20 protein-coding genes are annotated in these 20,909 nt (G+C 73.5%); 13 read left to right on the top strand and 7 right to left on the bottom strand.

The genetic code is table 11. The features are described 5' to 3' along the window. The 11 genes from DEJ49_RS03870 to DEJ49_RS03820 are packed head-to-tail and all read left to right on the top strand — an operon-like array spanning position 1 to position 11,627. Complete coding sequence (locus tag DEJ49_RS03870; protein WP_150188034.1) at positions 1-1,278, top strand: glycosyltransferase; 1,278 nt, start codon at positions 1-3, stop codon at positions 1,276-1,278. After that, entirely contained in the window at positions 1,275-2,528 is a 1,254-nt protein-coding gene (locus tag DEJ49_RS03865; RefSeq protein WP_150182398.1) for a class I SAM-dependent methyltransferase, read from the top strand. Before DEJ49_RS03870 ends, DEJ49_RS03865 begins: the two co-directional genes overlap by 4 nt. Continuing rightward, positions 2,525-3,319, top strand: coding sequence for a glucose-1-phosphate cytidylyltransferase (locus DEJ49_RS03860; RefSeq protein WP_150182396.1), 795 nt, complete (start codon positions 2,525-2,527; stop codon positions 3,317-3,319). Before DEJ49_RS03865 ends, DEJ49_RS03860 begins: the two co-directional genes overlap by 4 nt. Continuing rightward, a complete protein-coding gene (locus DEJ49_RS03855; RefSeq protein WP_150182394.1) occupies positions 3,316-3,963 on the top strand; it encodes a PIG-L deacetylase family protein in 648 nt (215 codons plus the stop codon). The genes DEJ49_RS03860 and DEJ49_RS03855 overlap by 4 nt, the downstream gene beginning before the upstream one ends. 3 nt (positions 3,964-3,966) lie before the next feature. Next, positions 3,967-4,992, top strand: a complete 1,026-nt coding sequence (locus DEJ49_RS03850; RefSeq protein ID WP_150182392.1) for an NAD-dependent epimerase/dehydratase family protein — start codon at positions 3,967-3,969, stop codon at positions 4,990-4,992. Then, entirely contained in the window at positions 4,989-6,263 is a 1,275-nt protein-coding gene (locus DEJ49_RS03845) for a DUF4910 domain-containing protein (RefSeq protein ID WP_150182391.1), read from the top strand. Before DEJ49_RS03850 ends, DEJ49_RS03845 begins: the two co-directional genes overlap by 4 nt. After that, positions 6,260-7,567, top strand: coding sequence for a hypothetical protein (locus tag DEJ49_RS03840; protein ID WP_150182390.1), 1,308 nt, complete (start codon positions 6,260-6,262; stop codon positions 7,565-7,567). Before DEJ49_RS03845 ends, DEJ49_RS03840 begins: the two co-directional genes overlap by 4 nt. After that, complete coding sequence (locus tag DEJ49_RS03835) at positions 7,564-8,523, top strand: glycosyltransferase family 2 protein (protein WP_150182389.1); 960 nt, start codon at positions 7,564-7,566, stop codon at positions 8,521-8,523. Before DEJ49_RS03840 ends, DEJ49_RS03835 begins: the two co-directional genes overlap by 4 nt. Beyond that, entirely contained in the window at positions 8,520-9,731 is a 1,212-nt protein-coding gene (locus DEJ49_RS03830; protein WP_150182388.1) for a polysaccharide pyruvyl transferase family protein, read from the top strand. Before DEJ49_RS03835 ends, DEJ49_RS03830 begins: the two co-directional genes overlap by 4 nt. After that, positions 9,728-10,279: a dTDP-4-dehydrorhamnose 3,5-epimerase gene (rfbC, locus tag DEJ49_RS03825; RefSeq protein ID WP_150182387.1), complete on the top strand. Its 552-nt coding sequence runs from the start codon at positions 9,728-9,730 to the stop codon at positions 10,277-10,279. Before DEJ49_RS03830 ends, rfbC begins: the two co-directional genes overlap by 4 nt. 22 nt (positions 10,280-10,301) lie before the next feature. Continuing rightward, positions 10,302-11,627: a glutamate-1-semialdehyde 2,1-aminomutase gene (locus DEJ49_RS03820; RefSeq protein WP_150188033.1), complete on the top strand. Its 1,326-nt coding sequence runs from the start codon at positions 10,302-10,304 to the stop codon at positions 11,625-11,627. A 2-nt stretch (positions 11,628-11,629) separates the two neighbouring features. Here the strand turns inward: DEJ49_RS03820 and DEJ49_RS03815 are convergent, their stop codons facing one another. The 4 genes from DEJ49_RS03815 to DEJ49_RS03800 all read right to left on the bottom strand — a co-directional run bounded on the left by DEJ49_RS03815 (position 11,630) and on the right by DEJ49_RS03800 (position 16,144). After that, positions 11,630-12,322: a phosphatase PAP2 family protein gene (locus tag DEJ49_RS03815; protein WP_411757134.1), complete on the bottom strand. Its 693-nt coding sequence runs from the start codon at positions 12,320-12,322 to the stop codon at positions 11,630-11,632. 69 nt (positions 12,323-12,391) lie between these two features. Continuing rightward, positions 12,392-14,776: a SpoIIE family protein phosphatase gene (locus DEJ49_RS03810; RefSeq protein WP_150182386.1), complete on the bottom strand. Its 2,385-nt coding sequence runs from the start codon at positions 14,774-14,776 to the stop codon at positions 12,392-12,394. A gap of 19 nt (positions 14,777-14,795) precedes the next feature. After that, complete coding sequence (locus tag DEJ49_RS03805; protein WP_223832714.1) at positions 14,796-15,656, bottom strand: cytochrome c oxidase assembly protein; 861 nt, start codon at positions 15,654-15,656, stop codon at positions 14,796-14,798. Then, entirely contained in the window at positions 15,653-16,144 is a 492-nt protein-coding gene (locus DEJ49_RS03800; protein ID WP_223832713.1) for a DUF2243 domain-containing protein, read from the bottom strand. The genes DEJ49_RS03805 and DEJ49_RS03800 overlap by 4 nt, the downstream gene beginning before the upstream one ends. Positions 16,145-16,332: 188 nt before the next feature. Here DEJ49_RS03800 and DEJ49_RS03795 point away from each other — a divergent pair, with 188 nt between their 5' ends. Next, a complete protein-coding gene (locus DEJ49_RS03795; RefSeq protein ID WP_150182385.1) occupies positions 16,333-16,950 on the top strand; it encodes a LysE family translocator in 618 nt (205 codons plus the stop codon). Positions 16,951-17,046: 96 nt separating this feature from the next. Beyond that, the gene (locus DEJ49_RS03790; protein WP_190329261.1) at positions 17,047-18,087 is read left to right on the top strand and encodes a lactonase family protein; all 1,041 of its coding nucleotides are present in this window, start codon (positions 17,047-17,049) and stop codon (positions 18,085-18,087) included. Positions 18,088-18,176: 89 nt separating this feature from the next. Here DEJ49_RS03790 and DEJ49_RS03785 read toward each other — a convergent pair whose 3' ends face one another. The 3 genes from DEJ49_RS03785 to DEJ49_RS03775 form a co-directional block, all read right to left on the bottom strand. Continuing rightward, positions 18,177-19,118: a sirohydrochlorin chelatase gene (locus DEJ49_RS03785; protein ID WP_150182383.1), complete on the bottom strand. Its 942-nt coding sequence runs from the start codon at positions 19,116-19,118 to the stop codon at positions 18,177-18,179. Positions 19,119-19,213: 95 nt separating this feature from the next. Next, positions 19,214-20,218, bottom strand: coding sequence for an N-acetylglucosamine kinase (locus tag DEJ49_RS03780; protein ID WP_150182382.1), 1,005 nt, complete (start codon positions 20,216-20,218; stop codon positions 19,214-19,216). Further along, positions 20,215-20,892 carry a uracil-DNA glycosylase gene (locus DEJ49_RS03775; protein ID WP_150182381.1) on the bottom strand — a complete coding sequence of 226 codons (678 nt, stop codon included), beginning with the start codon at positions 20,890-20,892 and terminating at the stop codon, positions 20,215-20,217. Before DEJ49_RS03775 ends, DEJ49_RS03780 begins: the two co-directional genes overlap by 4 nt. Positions 20,893-20,909: the final 17 nt, after the last annotated feature.

Raw genomic sequence — 20,909 nt, 5'->3', positions numbered from 1 at the left:
TTGCGCGTTCTCGTCGTGCACAACCGCTACTCCTCGGCCCAGCCGAGCGGCGAGAACAGAGTCGTCGACGAGGAGGTGGCGCTGCTGCGCGCGGCAGGCCACCACGTCGACGTCTTCGAGCGGCGCAGCGACGACATCGCCGCACGTTCCCTGCCGAGCAAGGCCACCGTGCCGCTGCTCGTACCGTGGAACCCCAAGGTCCGCACCGAGCTCGCCGCCCGGCTCCGCGCGGAGCGGCCCGACGTCGTGCACGTCCACAACGTCTTCCCGCTCCTGTCGCCCGCGGTCCTCGCCGCCTGCGCCGACGCGGGCGTGCCGACCGTCGCCACGCTGCACAACTACACCCAGGTCTGCCCGCCGGGCACCCTGCACCGGGACGGCAGGCCGTGCACCGAATGCGTCGGCTCCAAGATGTCACTGCCCGCCGTCCGGCACGGCTGCTACCGCGACTCGCGCCTCGCGACGGTGCCGCTCGCGGTCAGCCTCGCCGTCAACCGGCGCCGGTGGTGGTCCGGCGTGGAGCGGTTCTTCTGCATCTCCGCCGCGCAGCGCGACACCCTGGTGCGCTCCGGCATGCCGGCCGAACGGCTCACGGTCAAGCACAACTTCGTGCCCGACCCGGACGCCCGCAGGACGGCCGACGGCGAGCACGTGCTCTACCTCGGACGCCTCGCGGAGGCCAAGGGCGTACGGCTGCTCATGGCCGCGTGGGACGAGGTCGCGGCGAGCGGCGGGGTGGGTGCGCCGCTCGTGATCGCCGGGGCGGGGCCGCTGGAGCGGGAGGTGACCGCCTGGGCGAGGGGCCGGGACGACGTGCGATACGTCGGCCTGTGGGACCCGGAGCGGTGCCGGGAGGGCGTCGCGAAGTCGATCGCCGTGGTGGCCCCCTCGATGGCCATGGAGACGTTCGGCCTGGTCGTCGCCGAGGGGATGGCGGCCGGGGTGCCGGCCGTCGCCGCCGCGCACGGCGCCTTCGTCGAGCTCATCGAGGACGGCGTGACCGGGCTGCTGCACCGGCCGGGCGACGCCACGTCGCTCGCGTCGTGCCTGCGCCGCGTCGCCACCGACCCGGCCGCCAACCGGGAGATGGGACGGGCGGCCAGGCGCCGCTACGAACAGGGGTTCAGCCCGGCCGTGGGCCTGGAGCGCCTGGAGGAGGGGTACCGCTCCGCGATCGCGGAGCGGTCCGGCGACGGGGAAAGCCCGTCGCCGACAGGTAAAGCAAGCACTGGCTCGCGGTGGGGGACACGCGCGGGCAGATATGGGGGGACCCGATGACAGCATGCCGACTCTGCGGCTCGGCGACGCTGGCGAGCGTCGTCGACCTGGGGGCGACACCGCCGTGCGAGAGCTTCCTCGCGGCGGACCAACTGGACCTGGCCGAGCCCGCGTACCCGCTGCACCTGCGGGTCTGCACCGACTGCTGGCTCGCGCAGATCCCGCCGCTGATCAAGCCCGAGGAGACGTTCACGGAGTACGCGTACTTCTCCTCCTTCTCGACCTCCTGGGTGGAGCACGCCCGCACGTTCGTCGCCGACGCGGTGGAACGGGCGGCGCTCGGTGCGGACGCCTTCGTCGTCGAGGTCGCGAGCAACGACGGATACCTGCTGAAGCACGTCGTGGAGCGCGGGATCCGCTGCCTCGGCGTCGAGCCGTCGGTGAACGTCGGCGCCGCCGCACGGGAGGCGGGCGTCCCCACGCTCACCGAGTTCCTCTCCCCGGAGACCGGTGCGGCCGTCCGCGCCGAGCACGGCCCGGCGAACCTGGTCGTCGCCAACAACGTGTACGCGCACATCCCCGATGTCGTCGGCTTCACCCAGGGACTGCGCGCCCTGGTCGCCGACGACGGCTGGGTCTCCATCGAGGTGCAGCACCTGCTGACCCTCATCGAGGAGAACCAGTACGACACGATCTACCACGAGCACTTCCAGTACTACACGGTGGCGTCCGCGATCCGCGCCCTCGCCAGCGGCGGCCTCGCCCTCGTCGACGTCGAGCTGCTGCCCACCCACGGCGGCTCCATCCGACTGTGGGCCCGGCCTGCCGACGTGGCGGGTGAGCCGTCGCAGCGCGTGTCGGACGTACTGGCCAGGGAGAAGGCCGCCGGTCTCCAGGAGCTGTCCGGATACACCGAGTTCTCCGCCAGGGTGGCGAAGGTCCGCCGGGACCTCCTCAAGTTCCTCATCGAGGCGGCCGAGCGCGGCGAGACCGTCGTCGGCTACGGCGCACCCGGCAAGGGCAACACCCTGCTCAACCACTGCGGCATCCGCCCCGACCTGCTCGCGTACACGGTCGACCGCAACCCGTACAAGCACGGCAGGTTCACCCCGGGCACCCGCATCCCGATCCTGGCGCCCGAACAGATCGCCGCCGACAAGCCGGACTACGTCCTCGTCCTGCCGTGGAACCTGCGGGCCGAACTGGCCGAGCAGCTCGCGTACGTGCACGAGTGGGGCGGCCGCCTCGTCTTCCCCATCCCCGAACTGAGCATCGTCGAGGCCGCGTCCTCGAAGGAGGTCACAGCATGAAGGTCGTTCTCTTCTGCGGCGGCTACGGCATGCGGATGCGGAGCGGTGCCGCGGACGACGTGCCCAAGCCCATGGCGATGGTCGGCCCGCGCCCGCTGATCTGGCACGTCATGCGCTACTACGCGCACTTCGGGCACAAGGAGTTCATCCTCTGCCTCGGGTACGGCGCCCACCACATCAAGAACTTCTTCCTCAACTACGAGGAGACGACGTCCAACGACTTCGTGCTGCGCGGCGGGCAGACCGAACTGCTCTCCACCGACATAGCCGACTGGACGATCACGTTCGCCCAGACCGGCATCGAGTCGCCGATCGGGGAACGCCTCCGCCGGGTCCGCCATCACCTGGGCGGCGACGAGATGTTCCTCGCCAACTACGCCGACGTGCTCACCGACGCCCCGCTCCCGGAGATGATCGACAAGTTCTCCCGGCGCGACGCGGGCGCCTCGATGATGGTCGTGCCGCCCCAGTCCTCCTTCCACTGCGTCGAGCTCGGCGACGACGGCCTCGTGGGCGGCATCACCCCCGTCAGCGAGCTGCCCATGTGGGAGAACGGCGGCTACTTCGTGCTCCGCCAGGAAGTCTTCGACCACATCCCGGAGAACGGTGACCTCGTCGCCGACGGCTGCGCCCAGCTCGCCAAGAGCGGCCGCCTCGTGGCGCACCAGCACCGCGGCTTCTGGAAGCCGACCGACACCGTCAAGGAGCGCGCCGCGCTCGACGACGCCTACACCCGCGGCGACCGCCCGTGGGCCGTGTGGGAACGCGACAGCGCAGGGGTGGGCGCGTGATCAGCCTCGGCGCGGGACCCCTCGAAAGGATCGTCGCCGTGGGCGCGCACTGCGACGACATCGCCATCGGCGCCGGCGGCACACTCCTCACGATGTGCGCGGCCCGGCCCGGCCTGCGCGTCGACGCGCTGGTGCTCTCCGGCGGCGGCACCGAACGCGAGCAGGAGGAACTGGCCGCGCTCGCCGCCTTCTGCCCCGGCGCCGAACTCGCCGTCACCGTCCTCAAACTGCCCGACGGACGGATGCCCGTGCACTGGGACGAGGCCAAGGCCGCGGTCGAGGAACTGCGCGCACGCACCGAACCGGACCTCGTCATCGCCCCGCGCACCGACGACGCCCACCAGGACCACCGGGGCCTCGCCCAGCTGATCCCCACCGCGTTCCGCGACCACCTCGTCCTCGGCTACGAGATCGTCAAGTGGGACGGCGACCTCGGCCGCCCCACCGCGTACCAGCCGCTCGCACCGGAGACCGCCGAGGAGAAGGTACGGCTCCTCCAGGAGCACTACCCCTCCCAGCGGCACCGGCCCTGGTACGACCGCGAGGCCTTCCTCGGCCTCGCCCGGATCCGCGGAATCGAATGCCACGCGCGCTACGCCGAGGCGTTCGCCGTCACCAAACTCGCACTCAAGCTGGGGGATTGAACCTTGCGCGTACTGCTCACCGGACACCAGGGCTACCTGGGCACCGTGATGGCCCCGGTGCTCACCGCCGCCGGACACGACGTCGTCGGCCTGGACTCCGGCCTGTTCGCCGACTGCGTCCTCGGCCCGCGCCCCGTGGACCCGCCGGGACCGCGCGTCGACCTGCGCGACGTCACACCCGACCACCTGACCGGCATCGACGCCGTGATCCACCTGGCCGCGCTCTCCAACGACCCGCTCGGCGCGCTGGCCCCCGACCTCACGTACGACATCAACCACCACGCCTCCGTGCGCCTCGCCCGGCTCGCCCGCGAGGCCGGGGTGCGGCGCTTCCTGTACGCCTCCACCTGCTCCGTCTACGGCGCGGCGGGCGGCGGCGAACTGGTCGCCGAGGACGCCCCGCTGCGGCCCGTGACGCCGTACGCCGAGTCCAAGGTGCGGGTCGAGGACGACCTGCACGCGCTCGCCGACGACGACTTCAGCCCGGTGTACATGCGCAACGCCACCGCCTTCGGCTACTCGCCCCGGCTGCGCGCCGACATCGTCCTGAACAACCTGGTCGGCCACGCCCTCCTCTCCGGCGAGGTCCTCGTCCTCTCCGACGGCACGCCCTGGCGGCCGCTCGTGCACGCCGCCGACATCGCGCGGGCCTTCACCGCCGCGCTCACCGCACCCCGCGACGCGGTGCACGACCTGGCGTTCAACATCGGCAGCGAGACCAACAACGTCACGGTCGCCGAGATCGCCGAGCAGGTCGCCGAGGCGGTGTCCGGCGCGAAGGTGCGGATCACCGGCGAGAACGGCGCCGACCCCCGCTCCTACCGCGTCGACTTCTCCCGGTTCCGCGCCGCGATCCCCGGCTTCGACTGCGAGTGGACCGTCAAGCGGGGCGCCCTCGAACTCGCCGACGCCTACCGCAAGCACGGCCTGACCCGCGAGGACTTCGAGCAGCGCTTCACCCGCCTCGCCGTGCTGCGCGCGGCCTCCGACGCCGGCACCGTCGACGAGACCCTGCGGTGGCGCCGATGACCGAGGCAGGCGGGCAGATGCACGCGCTGGTGGAGCGGCTCTACCCGCTCTGCCGGAGCATCACGGGCGACGGCGTGCGCGCCACCCTGCAGATCGTCGACGAGTACGTCCCGCTCACCGTGCACGAGGTGCCGACCGGGACGCAGGTGCTCGACTGGACGGTCCCGCAGGAGTGGAACATCCGGGACGCGTACGTCGCCGACTCCACGGGCCGCCGGGTCGTCGACTTCGCCGCGTCCAGCCTGCACGTGCTCGGCTACAGCGTGCCGGTCGCCAGGACCATGCCGCTGGCCGAGCTGCGCGACCATCTGCACACCCTGCCGGACCACCCGGCCTGGGTGCCGTACCGCACCAGCTACTACAAGCCGGAGTGGGGCTTCTGCCTGGCCCAGGACACGTTGGACGCGCTGCCGGACGGCGAGTACGAGGTGCGCATCGACTCCACGCTCGCCGACGGCCACCTCACCTACGCCGAGCACGTCGTCCCCGGGCAGGTCGCCGACGAGGTCATCGTCTCCTGCCACGTCTGCCACCCGTCGCTGGCCAACGACAATCTGGCCGGCGTCGCGGTGGCGACGTTCCTGGCCCGGGAGCTGGCCGAGCGGAACCCGTACTACACGTACCGGTTCATCTTCGCGCCCGGCACCATCGGCGCGATCACCTGGCTGGCACGCAACGCCGAGCGCATCGACCAGGTCAAGCACGGGCTCGTGCTGGCCTGCGCCGGTGACTCGGGGCGGCTCACGTACAAGCAGAGCCGACGCGGCGACGCGGAGATCGACCGGGTGCTCCGGCACGTCCTCGACGTCTCCGAACGCCCGCACCGCATCGCCGAGTTCACGCCGTACGGCTACGACGAGCGCCAGTACTGCTCGCCGGGGTTCGACCTCGGCGTGGGCTCCCTCAGCCGCACCCCGTACGCGGGCTACCCCGAGTACCACACCTCGGCGGACAACCCGGACTTCGTCTCCCCGGAGGCGATGGCGGACACCCTCGCCGTCTGCCGCGAGGCGTTCGGCGTCCTCGACCGCAACCGGAGGTACCAGAACCTCAGCCCCTACGGCGAACCGCAGCTCGGCCGCCGCGGCCTGTACGACGCGCTCGGCGGCCGCAGCGACACCAAGGACGCCCAGATGGCCATGCTCTGGGTGCTCAACCTCTCCGACGGCGAGCACAGCCTGCTGGACATCGCCGAACGGTCCGGGCTGCCGTTCGACGCCGTCGCCGTCGCGGCCGACGCCCTGCACGGCGCAGGGCTGCTCAAGGCATGACGCCGATGACCACCGAGGGGGAGAAGACGACACCGGCGGAGCCCGCGGAGCCGAGCGCCAGGCGGGGCATCGTCGGACGGCTGTCCTGGGGTCTCGCCGACCAGGCGGCGTCCAGCATGAGCAACTTCGCCGTGGGCGTCTACGTGGCCCGCTCGCTCGGGGTGACCGCGTTCGGCGTGTTCAGCCTGGCCTGGGTCACCTACGGCGTGGTGCTCAACGTCTCCCGCGGCCTGGCCACCGACCCGCTCGTGGTCCGCTTCAGCGGCGTTCCGGAGCAGTCGTGGCGCCAGGCGGCGGGCCGGGCGTCGGGCACCGCGCTCGGCACCGGCCTCGCCCTCGGCGTGGTGTCGGCGGTGGTCGGCCTCGCCGTGGGCGGCCGCGTGGGCACCGCGTTCGCCTGTCTCGGCGTCGTCCTGCCGGGGCTGCTCCTCCAGGACGCGTGGCGGTTCGCGTTCTTCGCCGCGGGCGCCGGCCGCAAGGCGTTCGTCAACGACCTCGTGTGGTGCGCCGCGCTCGTCCCCGCCCTGCTGGTCGCGGCGCGCATCGGCAGCGTGGGGGCGTTCGTCCTCGCCTGGGGCGGCTCCGCCGCTGTCGCCGCGGCGTACGGCTGTCTCCAGTCCGGGATCCGGCCCCGGGTGACCGGCGCGCGCGCATGGCTCCGCGCGCACCGCGACCTCGGCACCCGGTACCTGGTCGAGAACGTCAGCAACAGCGGTGCGAGCCAACTGCGGGCGTACGGCCTCGGCGTCATCGTCGGCGTCGGCGCGGTCGGCGTCATCCGCGGCGCCGAACTCCTGCTCGGCCCCTTCATGGCCGTCCTGATGGGGCTCTCCCTCGTCACCGTCGCCGAGGCGGCACGGGTCCTGCGCAGGGCCCCGCACCGCCTCGGCCAGTTCTGCCTCGTCCTCGGCGGCGGGCAGGCGGTCGCCGCACTGCTCTGGGGCGGGGCGCTGCTCCTGATCCCCGACCGGGCCGGTGAGCTCGTCCTCGGCGACGTCTGGGCCGCCGCCTCCGAACTCATCGTGCCGGTCACGCTCGGCGTCGTCGGCGCGGGACTCGGCACCGGCGCGGCCGCCGGACTCCGCGCGCTCGGCGCGGCCCGGCGCAGCCTGCGCAGCCAGCTGTTCGCCTCCGCCTGCTACGTCGCCGGCGGACTCGGCGGGGCGGCGGCCGGCGGCACGGTCGGCTCGGCCTGGGGCGTCGCCGCCGCGACCGTCTGCGGCTCGGCCGTGTGGTGGCTGCACCTCCGGTGGGCCCTGCGCGAGCACCACCAGAACACTCTTCGCGAAGTGAGGACCACATGACTGCATCTCGGGGCAGCGCCCCCCGGCTGAGCATCGGCCTGCCCGTCTACAACGGCGAGGAGTACCTCGCCGAATCCCTCGACGCCCTGCTCGGCCAGACCTACGAGGACTTCGAGCTGGTCATCTCCGACAACGCGTCGACCGACGGGACGCAGGACATCTGCCGCAAGTACGCCGCGCAGGACTCCCGCATCCGCTACATCCGCCTCACCCGCAACATCGGCGCCGCACCGAACCACAACTACGTCTTCACCGAGTGCCGCGGCGAACTCTTCAAGTGGGCCTCGCACGACGACCTGTACGCCAGGGACCTCCTGCGGCGCTGCGTGGAGGCCCTCGACGAGCGGCCCCAGGTGATCCTCGCCCACGCCGACCAGGCGGTCATCGACGGCGACGGCAAGGTCAAGGTTCCCTACGAGTACACGCTCGCCACCGACTCGCCGCGCGCGCCCGAGCGGTTCCGCAGCATGCTGTTCGAGCCCGGCGGCGACGACTTCTACGGCGTCATGCGCGCCGACGTGCTGCGCCGCGTGAAACCGCACGACAGCTACCACCACGCGGACCGCACCTTCGTCGCCGAGATCGGTCTGCACGGCCCCTTCCACCAGGTGCCCGAACTCCTCTACTTCCGCCGCGACCACCCCACCCGCGCCGAACGCGCCAACCCCTCCAAGCGCTCCCGCTGCGTCAACCTGGACCCGCGCCGCGCGGGGCTGCTGCACCCCACGCCCCGGCTCCTCGCCGAGTACGTCGCCGGGTTCGTCTCGGCGATCCGGCGGGCACCGCTCTCCGCGGCCGACCGGCGCGCCTGCTACGGCCACCTGGCCGCCTGGATGACCAGCCGGGCCCGCCCCGGCGCCGGCGAACGCGTCGAGGACCGCGCCCCCGTCGACCCGGCCAAGTTCGACGTCTCCGTCGACGCCCTCGTGGCCGGACGTGAGGGGCGCGGGGCATGAGGACCGCTCCACGGGTAGGCGTGTTCGGCCTGCTCGGCTCCGGCAACCTCGGCAACGACGGATCACTCGAAGCCGTGCTCGGCCACTTGCGCGCCGAGCACCCCGACGCGCCCGTGGACGCGCTGTGCGGCGGACCCGAGACCGTCACGGCCCGGTACGGGATCCCCGCCACCCGGCTGCACTGGAACCGCGGCGAGTACCGCACCGCGTCCCGCGTGGGCGCCATCGCCGCGAAGGGCGTCGGCAAACTCGTCGACGTCGCCCGCACCGCCGCCTGGGTGCGCAGGCACGACGTGGTGATCGTGCCGGGCATGGGAGTCCTGGAGGCCACACTGCCGCTGCGGCCGTGGGGCTTCCCGTACTCGCTGTTCCTGCTCTGCGCGAGCGGCCGCCTCTTCCGCACCCGGGTCGCGCTCGTCGGCGTCGGCGCCGCCCCGATCCGCGACTGGCCGACCCGGGCCCTGGTGCGCCTGTCCGCGCGGCTCGCCGCCTACCGCTCGTACCGCGACGACCTGTCCCGCGACGCGATGCGGGACATGGGCGTGGACACGGCGCGGGACGAGGTCTACCCGGACCTCGCCTTCGCCCTGCCCACACCGCCGCCGGGCACGGCGAACGGCACGGTCTGCGTCGGCGTCATGGACTTCCACGGCGGCAACGACGACCGTGCGCGCGCCGAGGAGATCCACCGGCGCTACCTCGAAGGGACGACCCGGTTCGTGCGCGCGCTGGTCGAGGAGGGCAGGCCGGTCCGGCTCCTCACCGGCGACACGTGCGACACGTCGGTGGTCGAGGCGATCATCGACGCGGTCGACTCACCGCTGGTCACCGCCGCCGAGACGGCCTCGCTCGCCGACCTGATGGAGGAGATGGCGGCCGCCGACTCCGCGGTGGCGACCAGGTACCACAACCTGGTCTGCGCGCTGAAGGCCGGCACGCCCACGCTCGCGCTCAGCTACGCGGCCAAGAGCGACGCGCTCATGGACCGCATGGGCCTCGGCTCCTACTGCCACCCGGCCCGCGAGGTCGACGCCGACCGGCTCCTGGACCAGTTCCGGGCGCTGGAGAAGCAGTCGGCGGACCTGCGCCGGACCCTCGCCGAGCGCAACCGGCTCGCCGCGGCGCAACTGCGGGACCAGTTCGCCGAGTTGAGCGCCGCGCTGTTTCCGAAGATCCAAGACGCCCACGCCTTGCGGGAGACCCCATGAAAGCCACCCGAGTCCCGGAGATCGACGGCGCGTTCCTTTTCGAGCCGACGCCGTACGCCGACGAACGCGGCTTCTTCAGCCGCACCTTCGACGCCGACGTGGTCCGCTCCGTCGGCCTCGACCCGGACGCCTTCGTCCAGGACAGCCTGTCCCGCTCGGCCCGCGGCGTGCTGCGCGGCATGCACCTGCGCTCCGGCGCCGGTGAGGCCAAGCTCGTGCGGTGCTCGTACGGGAAGATCTTCGACGTCGTCGTGGACCTGCGCAAGGACTCACCGACGTACCGCAACCGGGCCTTCTTCGAACTGTCCGGCGAGACCCAGCTGACCCTGTACATCCCGGCGGGGTGCGCGCACGGCTTCCAGGCGCTGACCGAGACCGCCGACACCTCGTACCGGATCGACCGCCCGCACGACCCGGCCGAGGACGTCACGATCGCCTTCGACGACCCCGAGCTCGCGATTCCGTGGCCGCTGCCGCCCGCGAAGCTGTCCCAGCGGGACCGCGAGGCGCCGAGCCTCGCCGAGGTCCTGAAGCAGAAAGAGAGCTGAACCCGCCGTGGATGAACTCACCGTGAAGGATGAGGAGTTCTCGCTGCCCCGGTCGCGGGCGGCGAACGAACGACTGCACGCCATGATCCCCGGCGGCGCGCACACGTACGCCAAGGGCGACGACCAGTACCCCGAGCACCTGGCCCCGGTCATCAGCCACGGCCAGGGCGCCCACGTGTGGGACGTCGACGGCAACCGCTACATCGAGTACGGTTCCGGCCTGCGCTCGGTCAGCCTCGGCCACGCGCACCCCCGCGTCACCGAGGCGGTACGGCGGGAGATCGACCGCGGCAGCAACTTCGTCCGGCCCTCCATCGTCGAGGCCGACGCCGCCGAACGCTTCCTGGCGACCGTGCCGACCGCCGAGATGGTGAAGTTCGCGAAGAACGGCTCCGACGCCACCACCGCCGCCGTCCGCCTCGCCCGCGCCGTCACCGGACGGCAGCGGGTGGCGATCTGCGGCGACCACCCGTTCTTCTCCGTCGACGACTGGTTCATCGGCACCACCCCGATGTCCGCCGGCATCCCGGAGTCGACCAACGCGCTCACGGTGTCGTTCCCGTACGGGGATCTGGCCGCCACCGACGACCTGCTCACCCGGTACCGGGACGAGGTCGCCTGCCTGATCCTCGAACCCGCCTCGCACACCGAGCCCCCGCCCGGCTACCTCGCGGGCCTGCGCGAACTGGCCGACCGGCACGGCTGCGTCCTCGTCTTCGACGAGATGATCACCGGCTTCCGCTGGTCCGAGGCGGGCGCCCAGGGTCTGTACGGCGTCACCCCGGACCTGTCCACGTTCGGCAAGGCGCTCGGCAACGGGTTCGCCGTCTCCGCGCTCGCCGGGCGCCGTGCGCTGATGGAGCGGGGCGGGCTCCGGCACTCCGACGAGCGGGTGTTCCTGCTGTCCACCACGCACGGCGCGGAGACGCACTCCCTCGCGGCCGCCATGGCCGTGCAGACCGTGTACGTGGAGGAGGGCATCACCGCACGGCTGCACGCCCTCGGCGAGCGGCTGGCCGCCGGGGTCCGGGACGCCGCGGCGAGCATGGGCGTCGGTGACCACGTCGTCGTCCGGGGGCGGGCCAGCAACCTGGTCTTCGGCACGCTCGACGCGAACGGGCAGCCGTCGCAGGAGTACCGCACGCTGTTCCTGCGCCGCCTCCTCGCGGGCGGAGTGCTCGCCCCGTCGTTCGTGGTGAGCAGCGCGCTCGACGACGCGGACATCGACCGGACCGTCGACGTGGTCGCCGAGGCCTGCGCCGTCTACCGCAAGGCACTGGACGCGGACGACCCCGCGCCCTGGCTGGCCGGGCGGCCGGTGAAGCCGGTCTTCCGCCGCCTGGTCTGACGTCAGGTGTCGTCGGTCGGCCGGGCGTCGGCGACCCGGTCGACCAGCCACGCCGTCACCGGCACCACCGCGAGCGCCGTGCACCACCCGCCCAGCACGTCGGTCGGGTAGTGCGCGCTCAGCGCCACCTGGGCCCACCCCATGGCGGCGCCCGCCACCAGCGCCGCCCCGAGCACGAGCGACAGACCGGCCGCCCTGCCGAGGCCCAGGCGGCCGGTCGCGACGAGCGCCACCGCGACCGCGAGCGCGGTGGCGAACGCGGTGTGCCCGCTCGGGTAGGACAGGTTGTCGGCGCCGTGAATGGTGCGGTCCACCACGGACTTGACGAGCGTCGTCACCACCACGGCCACCGCCGCGCCGACGACCACGAGCACCGCCCCGCGCCGGTGCCGCAGCAGCAGACAGCCCGCCACCGCGGCCACCACGAGCAGCGCCGCGCCCACGGGCTCACCCCAGAAGTCCGTGGCCAGGGCGACGTTCCGCCACGGACCGCCCACACTGTCCGCCGTCGGGTCGATGAACCACCTGTCGACCCGTCCTGCCTCGCTGTGTCCCGCGTACTGGACGCCGATGACGACGACCGCCGACGCGGCGAGGACCGCGATCAGCCCGAGCCACGCGCGCAGCGCGGCGGGCAGTGACGCGGAAGTCGTCGGGCGGCCGGTCACCGGCCCTTCCGTGGCAAGGCGGTCCACCTTCCCCTCCCGTCAGGGCCGTTGACACCGCTCGTCCCGCCACCCTAGCCAACTTCCGCCCGTCATCCGTCAGTTCGATGCGGGAAAGGCCTGTTCGGTCCAGATGGTCTTGCCTGAGCGGGTGTACCGCGTGCCCCACCTCTGGACGAGCTGCGCGACGATGAGCAGGCCGCGCCCGCCCTCGTCCTCCTCGGTGCTGTGGCGCAGATGCGGCGAGGTGTGGCCGGTGTCGGCGACTTCGCACAGGAGGGTGCGGTCACGGATGAGGCGTACGTGAATGGGGCCTCCGCCGTAGCGGACCGCGTTGGTCACCAGCTCGCTGACGACGAGTTCCGTCGCGAACGACAGCTCTTCGAGGCCCCATTCGTGCAGCTGCCGCGTGGCGAGCTCCCGGGCCCGCCCCGGTGCCACCGGATCCGCGGGCAGCTCCCACTCGCTGACCTGCGAGGCGTCGAGCTCACGGGTGCGGACGAGCAGCAGCGCGGTGTCGTCGGCCGTCGAGCCGCTCGGCAGGAGCTGCGCCACGGCCCGGTCGCAGAGCTCCTCCAGTGACGCGTCACGGTCGCCGAGCACCTGCCCCAGGGTGTCGAGCCCGTGGTCGATGTCGCGGTCGCGGGCCTCGACCAGACCGTCGGTGAACAGGGCCAGGAGGCTGCCCACCGGCAGCTCGATCTCCATGGACTCGAACGGCAGCCCGCCGAGGCCGAGCGGCGGCCCCGCCGGCAGCTCGGGAAAGGAGACCCGGCCGTCCGGGTCGACCACCGCGGGCGGCAGATGCCCGGCCCTCGCCATGACGCAGCGCCGAGAGACCGGGTCGTAGACCGCGTAGAGACAAGTCGCCCCGGTCGTCACATCGGCGTAGGCCCCGCCGGTCGCCCACGTGCCGCCCCACTGCTCCTCCGCCGACTGCGCCACCATGTCGTCGAGCCGCGCGAGCACCTCCACCGGGTCCATGTCCAGCTGTGCGAACGCCCGCACGGTCGTCCGCAGCCGCCCCATCGTGGCCGCCGCCTGCAGCCCGTGGCCCACGACGTCCCCGACCACGAGCCCGACCCGGGTCCCGGACAGCGGGATGACGTCGAACCAGTCGCCGCCGACGCCCGTCACGTCGTCCGTGGGCAGATAGCGGTGGGCGAGGTCGACCGCGGACTGCTCCGGCAGCTGCTGGGGCAGCAGCTGCCGCTGCAGGGCGAGGGCCGCGGTGCGCTCCCGGGTGAAGCGGCGGGCGTTGTCGATGGAGACGGCCGTACGGGCGACCAGCTCGTCGGCGAGCGCCACCTCACCGCTGTCGAAGGCGGCCGCACCCGGATCGCGCAGGAAAGTGACGAGGCCCAGCACGCTGTTCCCGGCCCGCAACGGCACGACCAGCTCCGACTCGTCGAGCACGAGCCCGCCGGAGGCGAGGCTGCGGTCCTGCGGCGAACCGGCCGGGTAATGCACGGGGGAGGGGGCGACCCCGGACCCGCCGGACAGGCCCGACCCGTCGGCCCGTTCGCCCGGGCAGCAGCGGGCGACCCGCACCAGCGACGCCGCCGCCGCGCCGCTGGTGGCCGGCACCTCGCCCTCGAGCACCGCCTGCGCCAGGTCGACGGCGACCTCGGCGGCGAACTCGGGCACCGCCACCTCGGTGATCTTCTCGGCGGTGACCCGCACGTCGAGGGCGCCGCCCACCTGGCGCCCCGCCTCGACGAGCAGGGCGAGCCGCCGCTGGGCCTTGTAGCGGTCGGAGATGTCGAAGGCGTCCTCGCACACGCCGATCACGCGCCCGTCGGCGTCCTGCAGCCGGTAGTAGGCGCAGGACCACAGGTGCTCCGTGTCCGGTTCGCTGGGCGGCCGGCCCTGGAAGTGCAGGTCCAGGAAGGGCTCGCCGGTGTCCAGCACGTGCCGCATGACCGCTTCGAGTGTGGGCGGGTGGCCCTTGGTCACGAACTTCCCGTCGGAGTACAGCTCGTCGGCGCGCAGCCCGCGGAACTCGTCGAACGGACGCCCTATCTCCCGTTCGTACGCCGTGTTGCACCAGGTCAGGCGCAGGTCGGTGTCGTAGATGCCGAGGCCGACGGGAGACTGGGTGGCCAGCCCGTGCAGCAGGGCGAGGCGGGCCTCCCACTGGCGCAGGGCCGTGAGCTCCGCCGCGACGAGGACGCGCACCGCCGGTCCCGCACCCGGCAGGGTGCACACCCCGGTGGCGACGACCACGTCGTGCCCGTCACGGTGCCGGGCGACGCGGATCTCGTTCCCCTGGAACCGGAGCGGCGGGCCGGACGACGTCGCGCCCGGCGCCAGGAACGTGGCGACCGGCCGTCCGACGATGTCCCCCGGCGTGTAGCCGAGGAGCCGCTCGGCTGCGGGGCTCCACCCGATGACCGTGTCGTGGGCGTCGATGACCGCCGTGGCCGCCCTGGTGACGTCGAGGGGACCACGGAAGTCGGCCTGCTCACGGTTCCCTGCCGTCATGGCGCCACACCAGCCCCGTTCATCTTTCATAGACTCCGCTGTCCGCGGGGCGTGCACAACCGCGGTACGCCCAGTCAGCGGAGGCCCGGCGCCGCTGCCGCCGCTGAGCCCTTCCGGCGGCCCGGTACCAGGAGGCGGCCACGACGGCGGCGAGGGCGGCCTCGACCAGGTCGCCGCCGTAGTACATGAGCTGGGAGCCGGTGCGCAGATCACCGGCGGCGAAGGAGGTGCCGGGCGGCGCCGTCGCGTACAGGGTCTTGGCGAGTACGGCGTGCGCGGCGCCCGCGGCCAGCAGCGTCGCGCCGCGCACCGCGAGGCCCCAGCGGCGCCGCACGGGGTCGAGCCGGCAGACGGCGAAGGCGAACAGCAGCCCGGCGGCGAGGACGTGAGCGTGCACCAGGGCGTGCGGCCACGGCTCGTGCCCCATGCCCGCGAACAGCGGCGTGCGGTACAGCACCCACAGTCCGCCGACGTCGAGGAGAGCCGCCAGCGGCGGGAAGACCAGCCATCCGACGGGCCGGGAGTGGGCCATCGCCAGCAGCCCACGGCGCGCGGCGCCGGGCGCCGGGCCGCGCAGGGCGAGGGTGAGGGGGCGGGCCAGGACGAGCAGCAGCGGGGCGGCCATGCCGACCAGCAGGTGCCGGCCCATGTGCGCGGTGAAGGGCCCGCCCGGCAGCGGCCCCATCGCGGCCCACACGACGCCCGCGGCACCGGCGCCGAACGAGACGTCACGCCACGGGGACCAGGCGTCGCCGCGCCGCCGCAGGCGCCGCGCGGCGAGCAGATAACCCCCGGCCACGAGCACCGCGCCGACGACCGCGATCAGCTCCCCGGCACCCGCCCCCATGGCGGCGCCGTGCCGACCGTGCGCGACCGTCACGCCACGGACCTCGTTTCGCTCCGGCGCGTCGCACGGACGGCCAGCACCCCGCCCACGACCAGCAGCACGAGACCGGCGAGGTTCCACGCCCAGTCGTACGGCGTGACGTCCACGCCGTAGCGGACCTGGTGCAGACGGAGCAGCTTGTGGTCCACGATGCCGTCGAACACCTGGAAGACACCCGCGCCGAGGAAGAACCCGGCCAGGGCGTGGGCCGGGGCGAGCGCGCGGCGCCTGCGCAGATCGGCGTAGAGGAAGAACCCGGCGACCAGGGCGAGGAGTTCGGCGGTGTGCAGCAGCCCGTCCGAGAGCAGCCCCACGCCGAGCGTGGAACGGTCGTAGAAGTGGTGCCAGTGCAGGATCTGGTGGAAGACGATCTCGTCGAGCGCGGCCGTGACCGCCGCGCCGATCACCCCGCACACCACCATCGACCTGCGCGGTTCGCCGCCCGTCCCGGGGGCCGGGTGCGGATGGGCCGGTGTGCTCATGGGCCTGCCTTCCTGCGGTGCGGGATGGGTCTGCTGCCGGGTACGCCTACCCCCGCGGGCCGTGCGTGCGCAGCATCGGGCCGCAGTCGGGTTCATGCGGGTGAGCCGCCGTATTCGTGGAACCCACGGGACATGAGGCGTCCGGCGATGCGGGCCTGGGCGCGCCGATCGCAGGACGGAGCACTGTGATGTCGATCGATCTCGCCGGATTCCTCGGGGTCGTGCTGCTGGCCTACCTCGTCCCGGGCCCCGACTTCCTCGTCGTCCTGCGGGCGGCCGCGCGGGACGCGTCCCTGGGGCGCGTGGCGGCGCTGGGCACCCAGGCGGGCCTGTGCGTGCACACGTGCGCGGCGGCCCTGGGCCTGTCGGCGATCGCCGCGAGGTCCGCCCTCGCCTTCACCGTCATCAAGCTGGCGGGTGCGGCGTACCTCATCTGGCTGGGGGTGCGCGCCCTGCGGGACGCACGGAAGGACGACGCGCCGGCCCCGCGGCGGCCGACACCGGCCGGCGGGCGCCGGAACAGCTTCACGCAGGGTTTCCTCAGCAACGTGCTCAACCCGAAGGCCGCACTGTTCTTCCTCAGCGTCCTGCCGCAATTCGTCCACCAGGACGGCTCCCTGACGCGGCAGATCTTCCTGCTCGGCGCGGTCGACGTCCTGGTCGGCGTCGTCTTCTGGCTGTCCCTCGTCCGCGTCGCCGTCCGCCTGCGCACGGCCCTGGACCGCCCGGCCTGGCGCCGGCGCTGGGAACGGGCGACCGGCGGGCTGTTCATCGCGGTGGGCGTGGGGGTGGCCGCCGTGGAATGACGTCCCCTCGACCGCCCGCTGGTCTAGACCGACTGCTAGCGTCTGGCGCACGAGTGGCGTGACGGACGGGGCGCCCGGGTCGAGAGGGGACAAGTCGTGGTCGTGGGCAGGCAGACGGGGCGGGCGTACATCGGATCCTTCACCGCGGCCGGGGGGCCGGGTGTCCTCACCGCGGCCGTCGCGCCGGAGAGCGGTGCGCTGACCGTTCTCGGCGCCACGGACGCGGTCGCGGACCCGTCGTATCTCGCGCTCTCGCCCGACGGGGAGACGCTCTACGCGGTCAGTGAGACCTCGGACGGCGGTGTCGCCGCGTTCCGTACCGCGGGGGAGAGGGCCGAGCTCACGGGCCCGCCGGTGCCGGTCGGTTCCGCGCCGACCCACCTGGCCCTGTACGACGGGCACGTGCTCACCGCCAACTACCGGTCGGGCAGCGTCACCGCCGTGCAGGTGCGGGCCGACGGGACCCTCGCCCCCACGCCGTCGAGCGAGCTCAGGCACACCGGATCGGGACCGCACCCGCAGCGTCAGCAGAGCCCGCACGCGCACCAGGTCCTCGCGGACCCGAGCGGACGCTGGGCGGTCAGTGTCGACCTCGGCACGGACTCCGTGCGCGTCTGCGCGTTCGGCGAGAGCGGGCTGACCCTGCACCGCGAGGTGGCGCTGCGTCCGGGCTCGGGACCGCGGCACCTCGTGTTCCACCCCCGCGGCGACCGCGCGTACGTCCTGAACGAGCTCAGCCCCACCCTCACCGTCTGCGCCTGGGACGCCGCCGACGGCTCGCTCAAGCCGCTCGGCGAGCTGCCCGTCCTCGCGGAGGCCCCGGAGGGCGACACGTACCCCTCGGAGGTCGTGATCGCGCCCGACGGCCGGTTCCTGTGGACCGCCACGCGCGGCCCCGACGTCATCTCCGTCATCGCCCTCGACGAGACCGGCGACGTGCCGAGCCTGAAGGCGACCGTGTCGTGCGGCGGGAAGTGGCCGCGCGACCTGGCGATCGACCCGGCGGGCCGGCACCTGTACGCGGCCAATGAGCGCTCCGGGGATGTCACCTGGTTCGCGATCGACCAGGAGACAGGCATCCCGAGCCGCACGGGCTCCGTCGCGGCGCCCGCCGCGTCCTGCGTGGTCTTCGGCTGACACCGGTCGTCGGAGGTCACGGCGCCGTACGACGCGATGGGCCCGCCCCCACATCGGGGCGGGCCCATCGTCATACGTACGGGATCGCTTCAGTGTGCCGGCGCACCCGAGGGCTGCGGCGTGATGCCGAGCGTCGTCGTGTACTTCGCGAGCGCCAGCTTGCCGATGGCGGGGTAGGGGCCGATCGGCTCGGCGACGGAGAGACCCGCCTCCTTCGCGGCCGCCTCCAGCAGGGCGCTGTCGAGCTCCGGACCGATCAGGTACGGAGCGAGCGCCAGCTGCGTCGAGCCGGAACCGCGCAGCTGCTCGGCGGTCGCCGCGATGGCACCCTCCTCGTCGAGCGCGGCGGCCATCACCGGCACCGCGAGGCGCGCGGCGAGCAGCATGCCGGTGATCCCGGCGGCCTGCACGGCCTCCTCGCCGCCGACGGTGGCCAGCACGATGCCGTCCGCGGCCGTCGCCACGGTGAACAGGCGGGCACGGTCGGCGCGGGCGAGCCCGGCCTCCGAGAGGCGCACGTGGAGGGCCTCGGCGAGCAGCGGGTGCGGGCCGAGGACGTCCGTCAGCTCGGCGGCGGCACGGCTGTCCACGACGGCCTGCCGCAGGCGCCGCATCAGCGCGGCGTCGGGGCCCGCGAGCAGCGGCACGACGACCGCGACGGGACCCTCGGGGTCGGCCACCTCGGCGCCAGCGGCACGCGCGCGCTCGACGCGGGCGGTGCGCTCGGCGGCCGCGCGCGCGAGCACGGAGTGCAGCGAGGGGAACTCGGGGAACGACGTGACGGTGGCGTCTTCCTCACCGTCGAGGTATCCGATGCGGGCGTCGAGGCCGGGCAGCTCGGAGCGGGCGATGCTCACGACCTCCTCGGCGAGGCCGCGCATGGTGGTGCTGGGGGCGCCCGGCACGGCGAGGACAAGTGCGGGCGCGCCCTCAGGAGCCGCGACGGGCTCCGGACGGCGGTGCCGGCCCGGCTGACGGGGGCGCGGCATTCGTACAGGCAGGCCGGATGCGGGCCCAGTGGGGGAGCTCATGCGCCCGCATGCTACTGGCTTGCGGGCCATCCCTGTTCGGGGAGGGTGCAGGTGGGCGGTATAAGTCCGTTTTTGTCTGATGAATTACGTAGAGGTCAACTGTCGCCTTCTTCATGGTCACCCGCACCGTGGACCGAGAGCATGCGAGGGTCGAGCGGCAGCCGCAACCGGCCCTCGGCGATATCCGCCGCTATGCGCAGTGCGCCGTCCAGCGGGTCACCGGCCGCGGGGACCGGCCGCGCGTGCGGCAGTTGGTCCGCGAGTGCGACGCGCAGGGGTACGAGCAGCGGGTCGCCGAGGTGGAAGAGGCCGCCGGTGAAGGCGACTTCGCAGGTGTCCGTGACGGGGCAGACGGCGGCCGCCGCCTCGGCGATGTGACCGGCCGCCGCCCGCAGGATGCCGTCCGCCACCGGGTCGTCCGACGCGCATCGCGCGACCTCGGGAGCGAAGGAGGCGAGGACCGCGGGCCGGTCGGCACGCGGATAGAGCCGGCCCGGGAGCCCGGCCAGGGGCCCGAACACCGCTTCGGCGCGTGCGAGCAGCACCCGCGACCCGCCGCGTCTGCCGTCGTGCGCCCGCATCGCCGCCTCGAGCCCGGCGCGGCCGATCCACGCCCCGCCGCCGCAGTCGCCGAGGAGGTGCCCCCAGCCGTCGGCGCGCCGCCAGGCGGTCAGGTCCGTGCCGATCGCGATCATGCCGGTGCCCGCGGCGACGACGGCGCCGGGACGGTCGCCGAGCGCCCCCGCGTACGCGGTGACGGCGTCGGCGGCCAGCGCCGTGCGCCGGACGCCCAGCGTCCGGCCGAGCGCGGCGGGGAGTTCGGCGCGGAGGTCGTCACCGAGGGTCGCCATGCCCGCGGCGCCGACCGCGACGGCGGTGATCCGTCCGCCGCCCGCACGCTCCAGCAGGCCCCGCGCCATGGGCAGCAGTTGCTCCATGAAGTGCCCGGCGTCGATGCCGCGCGCGCCGGTGCGCACCGGTTCCGCGGAGCGCACGGGTTCGGGGCGGCGCATGCCCTGGGGCGCGTGCAGCGCGGCCCGCAGCCCGGAACCGCCCGAATCGACGCCCAACACCCACTCCGGGGGCTCCTCCGGTGTCACGGCAGCCGCCAGTCCACCGGCTGTGCCCCCTGCTGGACCAGCAGGTCGTTGGCCCGGCTGAAGGGGCGCGACCCGAAGAAGCCGCGGTCCGCCGACATGGGGGAGGGGTGCGCGGACTCCACCGAGGGCAACTGCCCGAGCAGCGGCCGCAGATTGCGCGCGTCGCGGCCCCACAGGATGGACACCAGCGGCTTGCCGCGCGCCGCGAGCGCCCGTATGGCCTGCTCCGTGACCTCCTCCCAGCCCTTGCCCCGGTGCGCCGCGGGCTTGCGCGGTGCGGTGGTGAGCGCCCTGTTGAGGAGCAGGACGCCCTGTTGCGTCCAGGGCGTGAGGTCGCCGTTCGTCGGCGCGGGCAGGCCCAGGTCGCTGTTCATCTCGCGGTAGATGTTGATGAGGCTGCCGGGCAGCGGCCGCACATCGGGCGCGACCGAGAACGACAGGCCCACCGCGTGACCCGGGGTGGGGTAGGGGTCCTGGCCGACGATCAGGACGCGGACGTCGTCGAAGGGCTGCTGGAAGGCGCGCAGGACGTTCGCCCCCGAGGGGAGATAGGTGCGTCCCGCGGCGATCTCCGCGCGCAGGAAGTCCCCCATCGAGGCGATCCGTCCGGCCACCGGTTCGAGGGCTTCGGCCCAGCCGGTCTCGACGATTTCATGCAAGGGTCGTGGTGCCACGGCGTCACCCTACTGCC

This window comes from Streptomyces venezuelae (assembly GCF_008642335.1).
Lineage (GTDB): Bacteria > Actinomycetota > Actinomycetes > Streptomycetales > Streptomycetaceae > Streptomyces > Streptomyces venezuelae_F.
The sequence above is the reverse complement of the archived record's forward strand: the minus strand, read 5'-3'. Positions and strand labels throughout refer to the sequence as shown.

What these genes read in the sequence shown, in the direction of transcription:
- DEJ49_RS03835 (WP_150182389.1), top strand. Translation starts at nt 7,564, where the DNA reads ATGACTGCATCTCGGGGCAGCGCCCCCCGGCTGAGCATCGGCCTGCCC.
- DEJ49_RS03860 (WP_150182396.1), top strand. Translation starts at nt 2,525, where the DNA reads ATGAAGGTCGTTCTCTTCTGCGGCGGCTACGGCATGCGGATGCGGAGC.
- DEJ49_RS03785 (WP_150182383.1), bottom strand. Translation starts at nt 19,118, where the DNA reads ATGAGCTCCCCCACTGGGCCCGCATCCGGCCTGCCTGTACGAATGCCG.
- DEJ49_RS03800 (WP_223832713.1), bottom strand. Translation starts at nt 16,144, where the DNA reads ATGAGCACACCGGCCCATCCGCACCCGGCCCCCGGGACGGGCGGCGAA.
- DEJ49_RS03810 (WP_150182386.1), bottom strand. Translation starts at nt 14,776, where the DNA reads ATGACGGCAGGGAACCGTGAGCAGGCCGACTTCCGTGGTCCCCTCGAC.
- rfbC (WP_150182387.1), top strand. Translation starts at nt 9,728, where the DNA reads ATGAAAGCCACCCGAGTCCCGGAGATCGACGGCGCGTTCCTTTTCGAG.
- DEJ49_RS03845 (WP_150182391.1), top strand. Translation starts at nt 4,989, where the DNA reads ATGACCGAGGCAGGCGGGCAGATGCACGCGCTGGTGGAGCGGCTCTAC.
- DEJ49_RS03865 (WP_150182398.1), top strand. Translation starts at nt 1,275, where the DNA reads ATGACAGCATGCCGACTCTGCGGCTCGGCGACGCTGGCGAGCGTCGTC.
- DEJ49_RS03840 (WP_150182390.1), top strand. Translation starts at nt 6,260, where the DNA reads ATGACGCCGATGACCACCGAGGGGGAGAAGACGACACCGGCGGAGCCC.
- DEJ49_RS03795 (WP_150182385.1), top strand. Translation starts at nt 16,333, where the DNA reads ATGTCGATCGATCTCGCCGGATTCCTCGGGGTCGTGCTGCTGGCCTAC.
- DEJ49_RS03830 (WP_150182388.1), top strand. Translation starts at nt 8,520, where the DNA reads ATGAGGACCGCTCCACGGGTAGGCGTGTTCGGCCTGCTCGGCTCCGGC.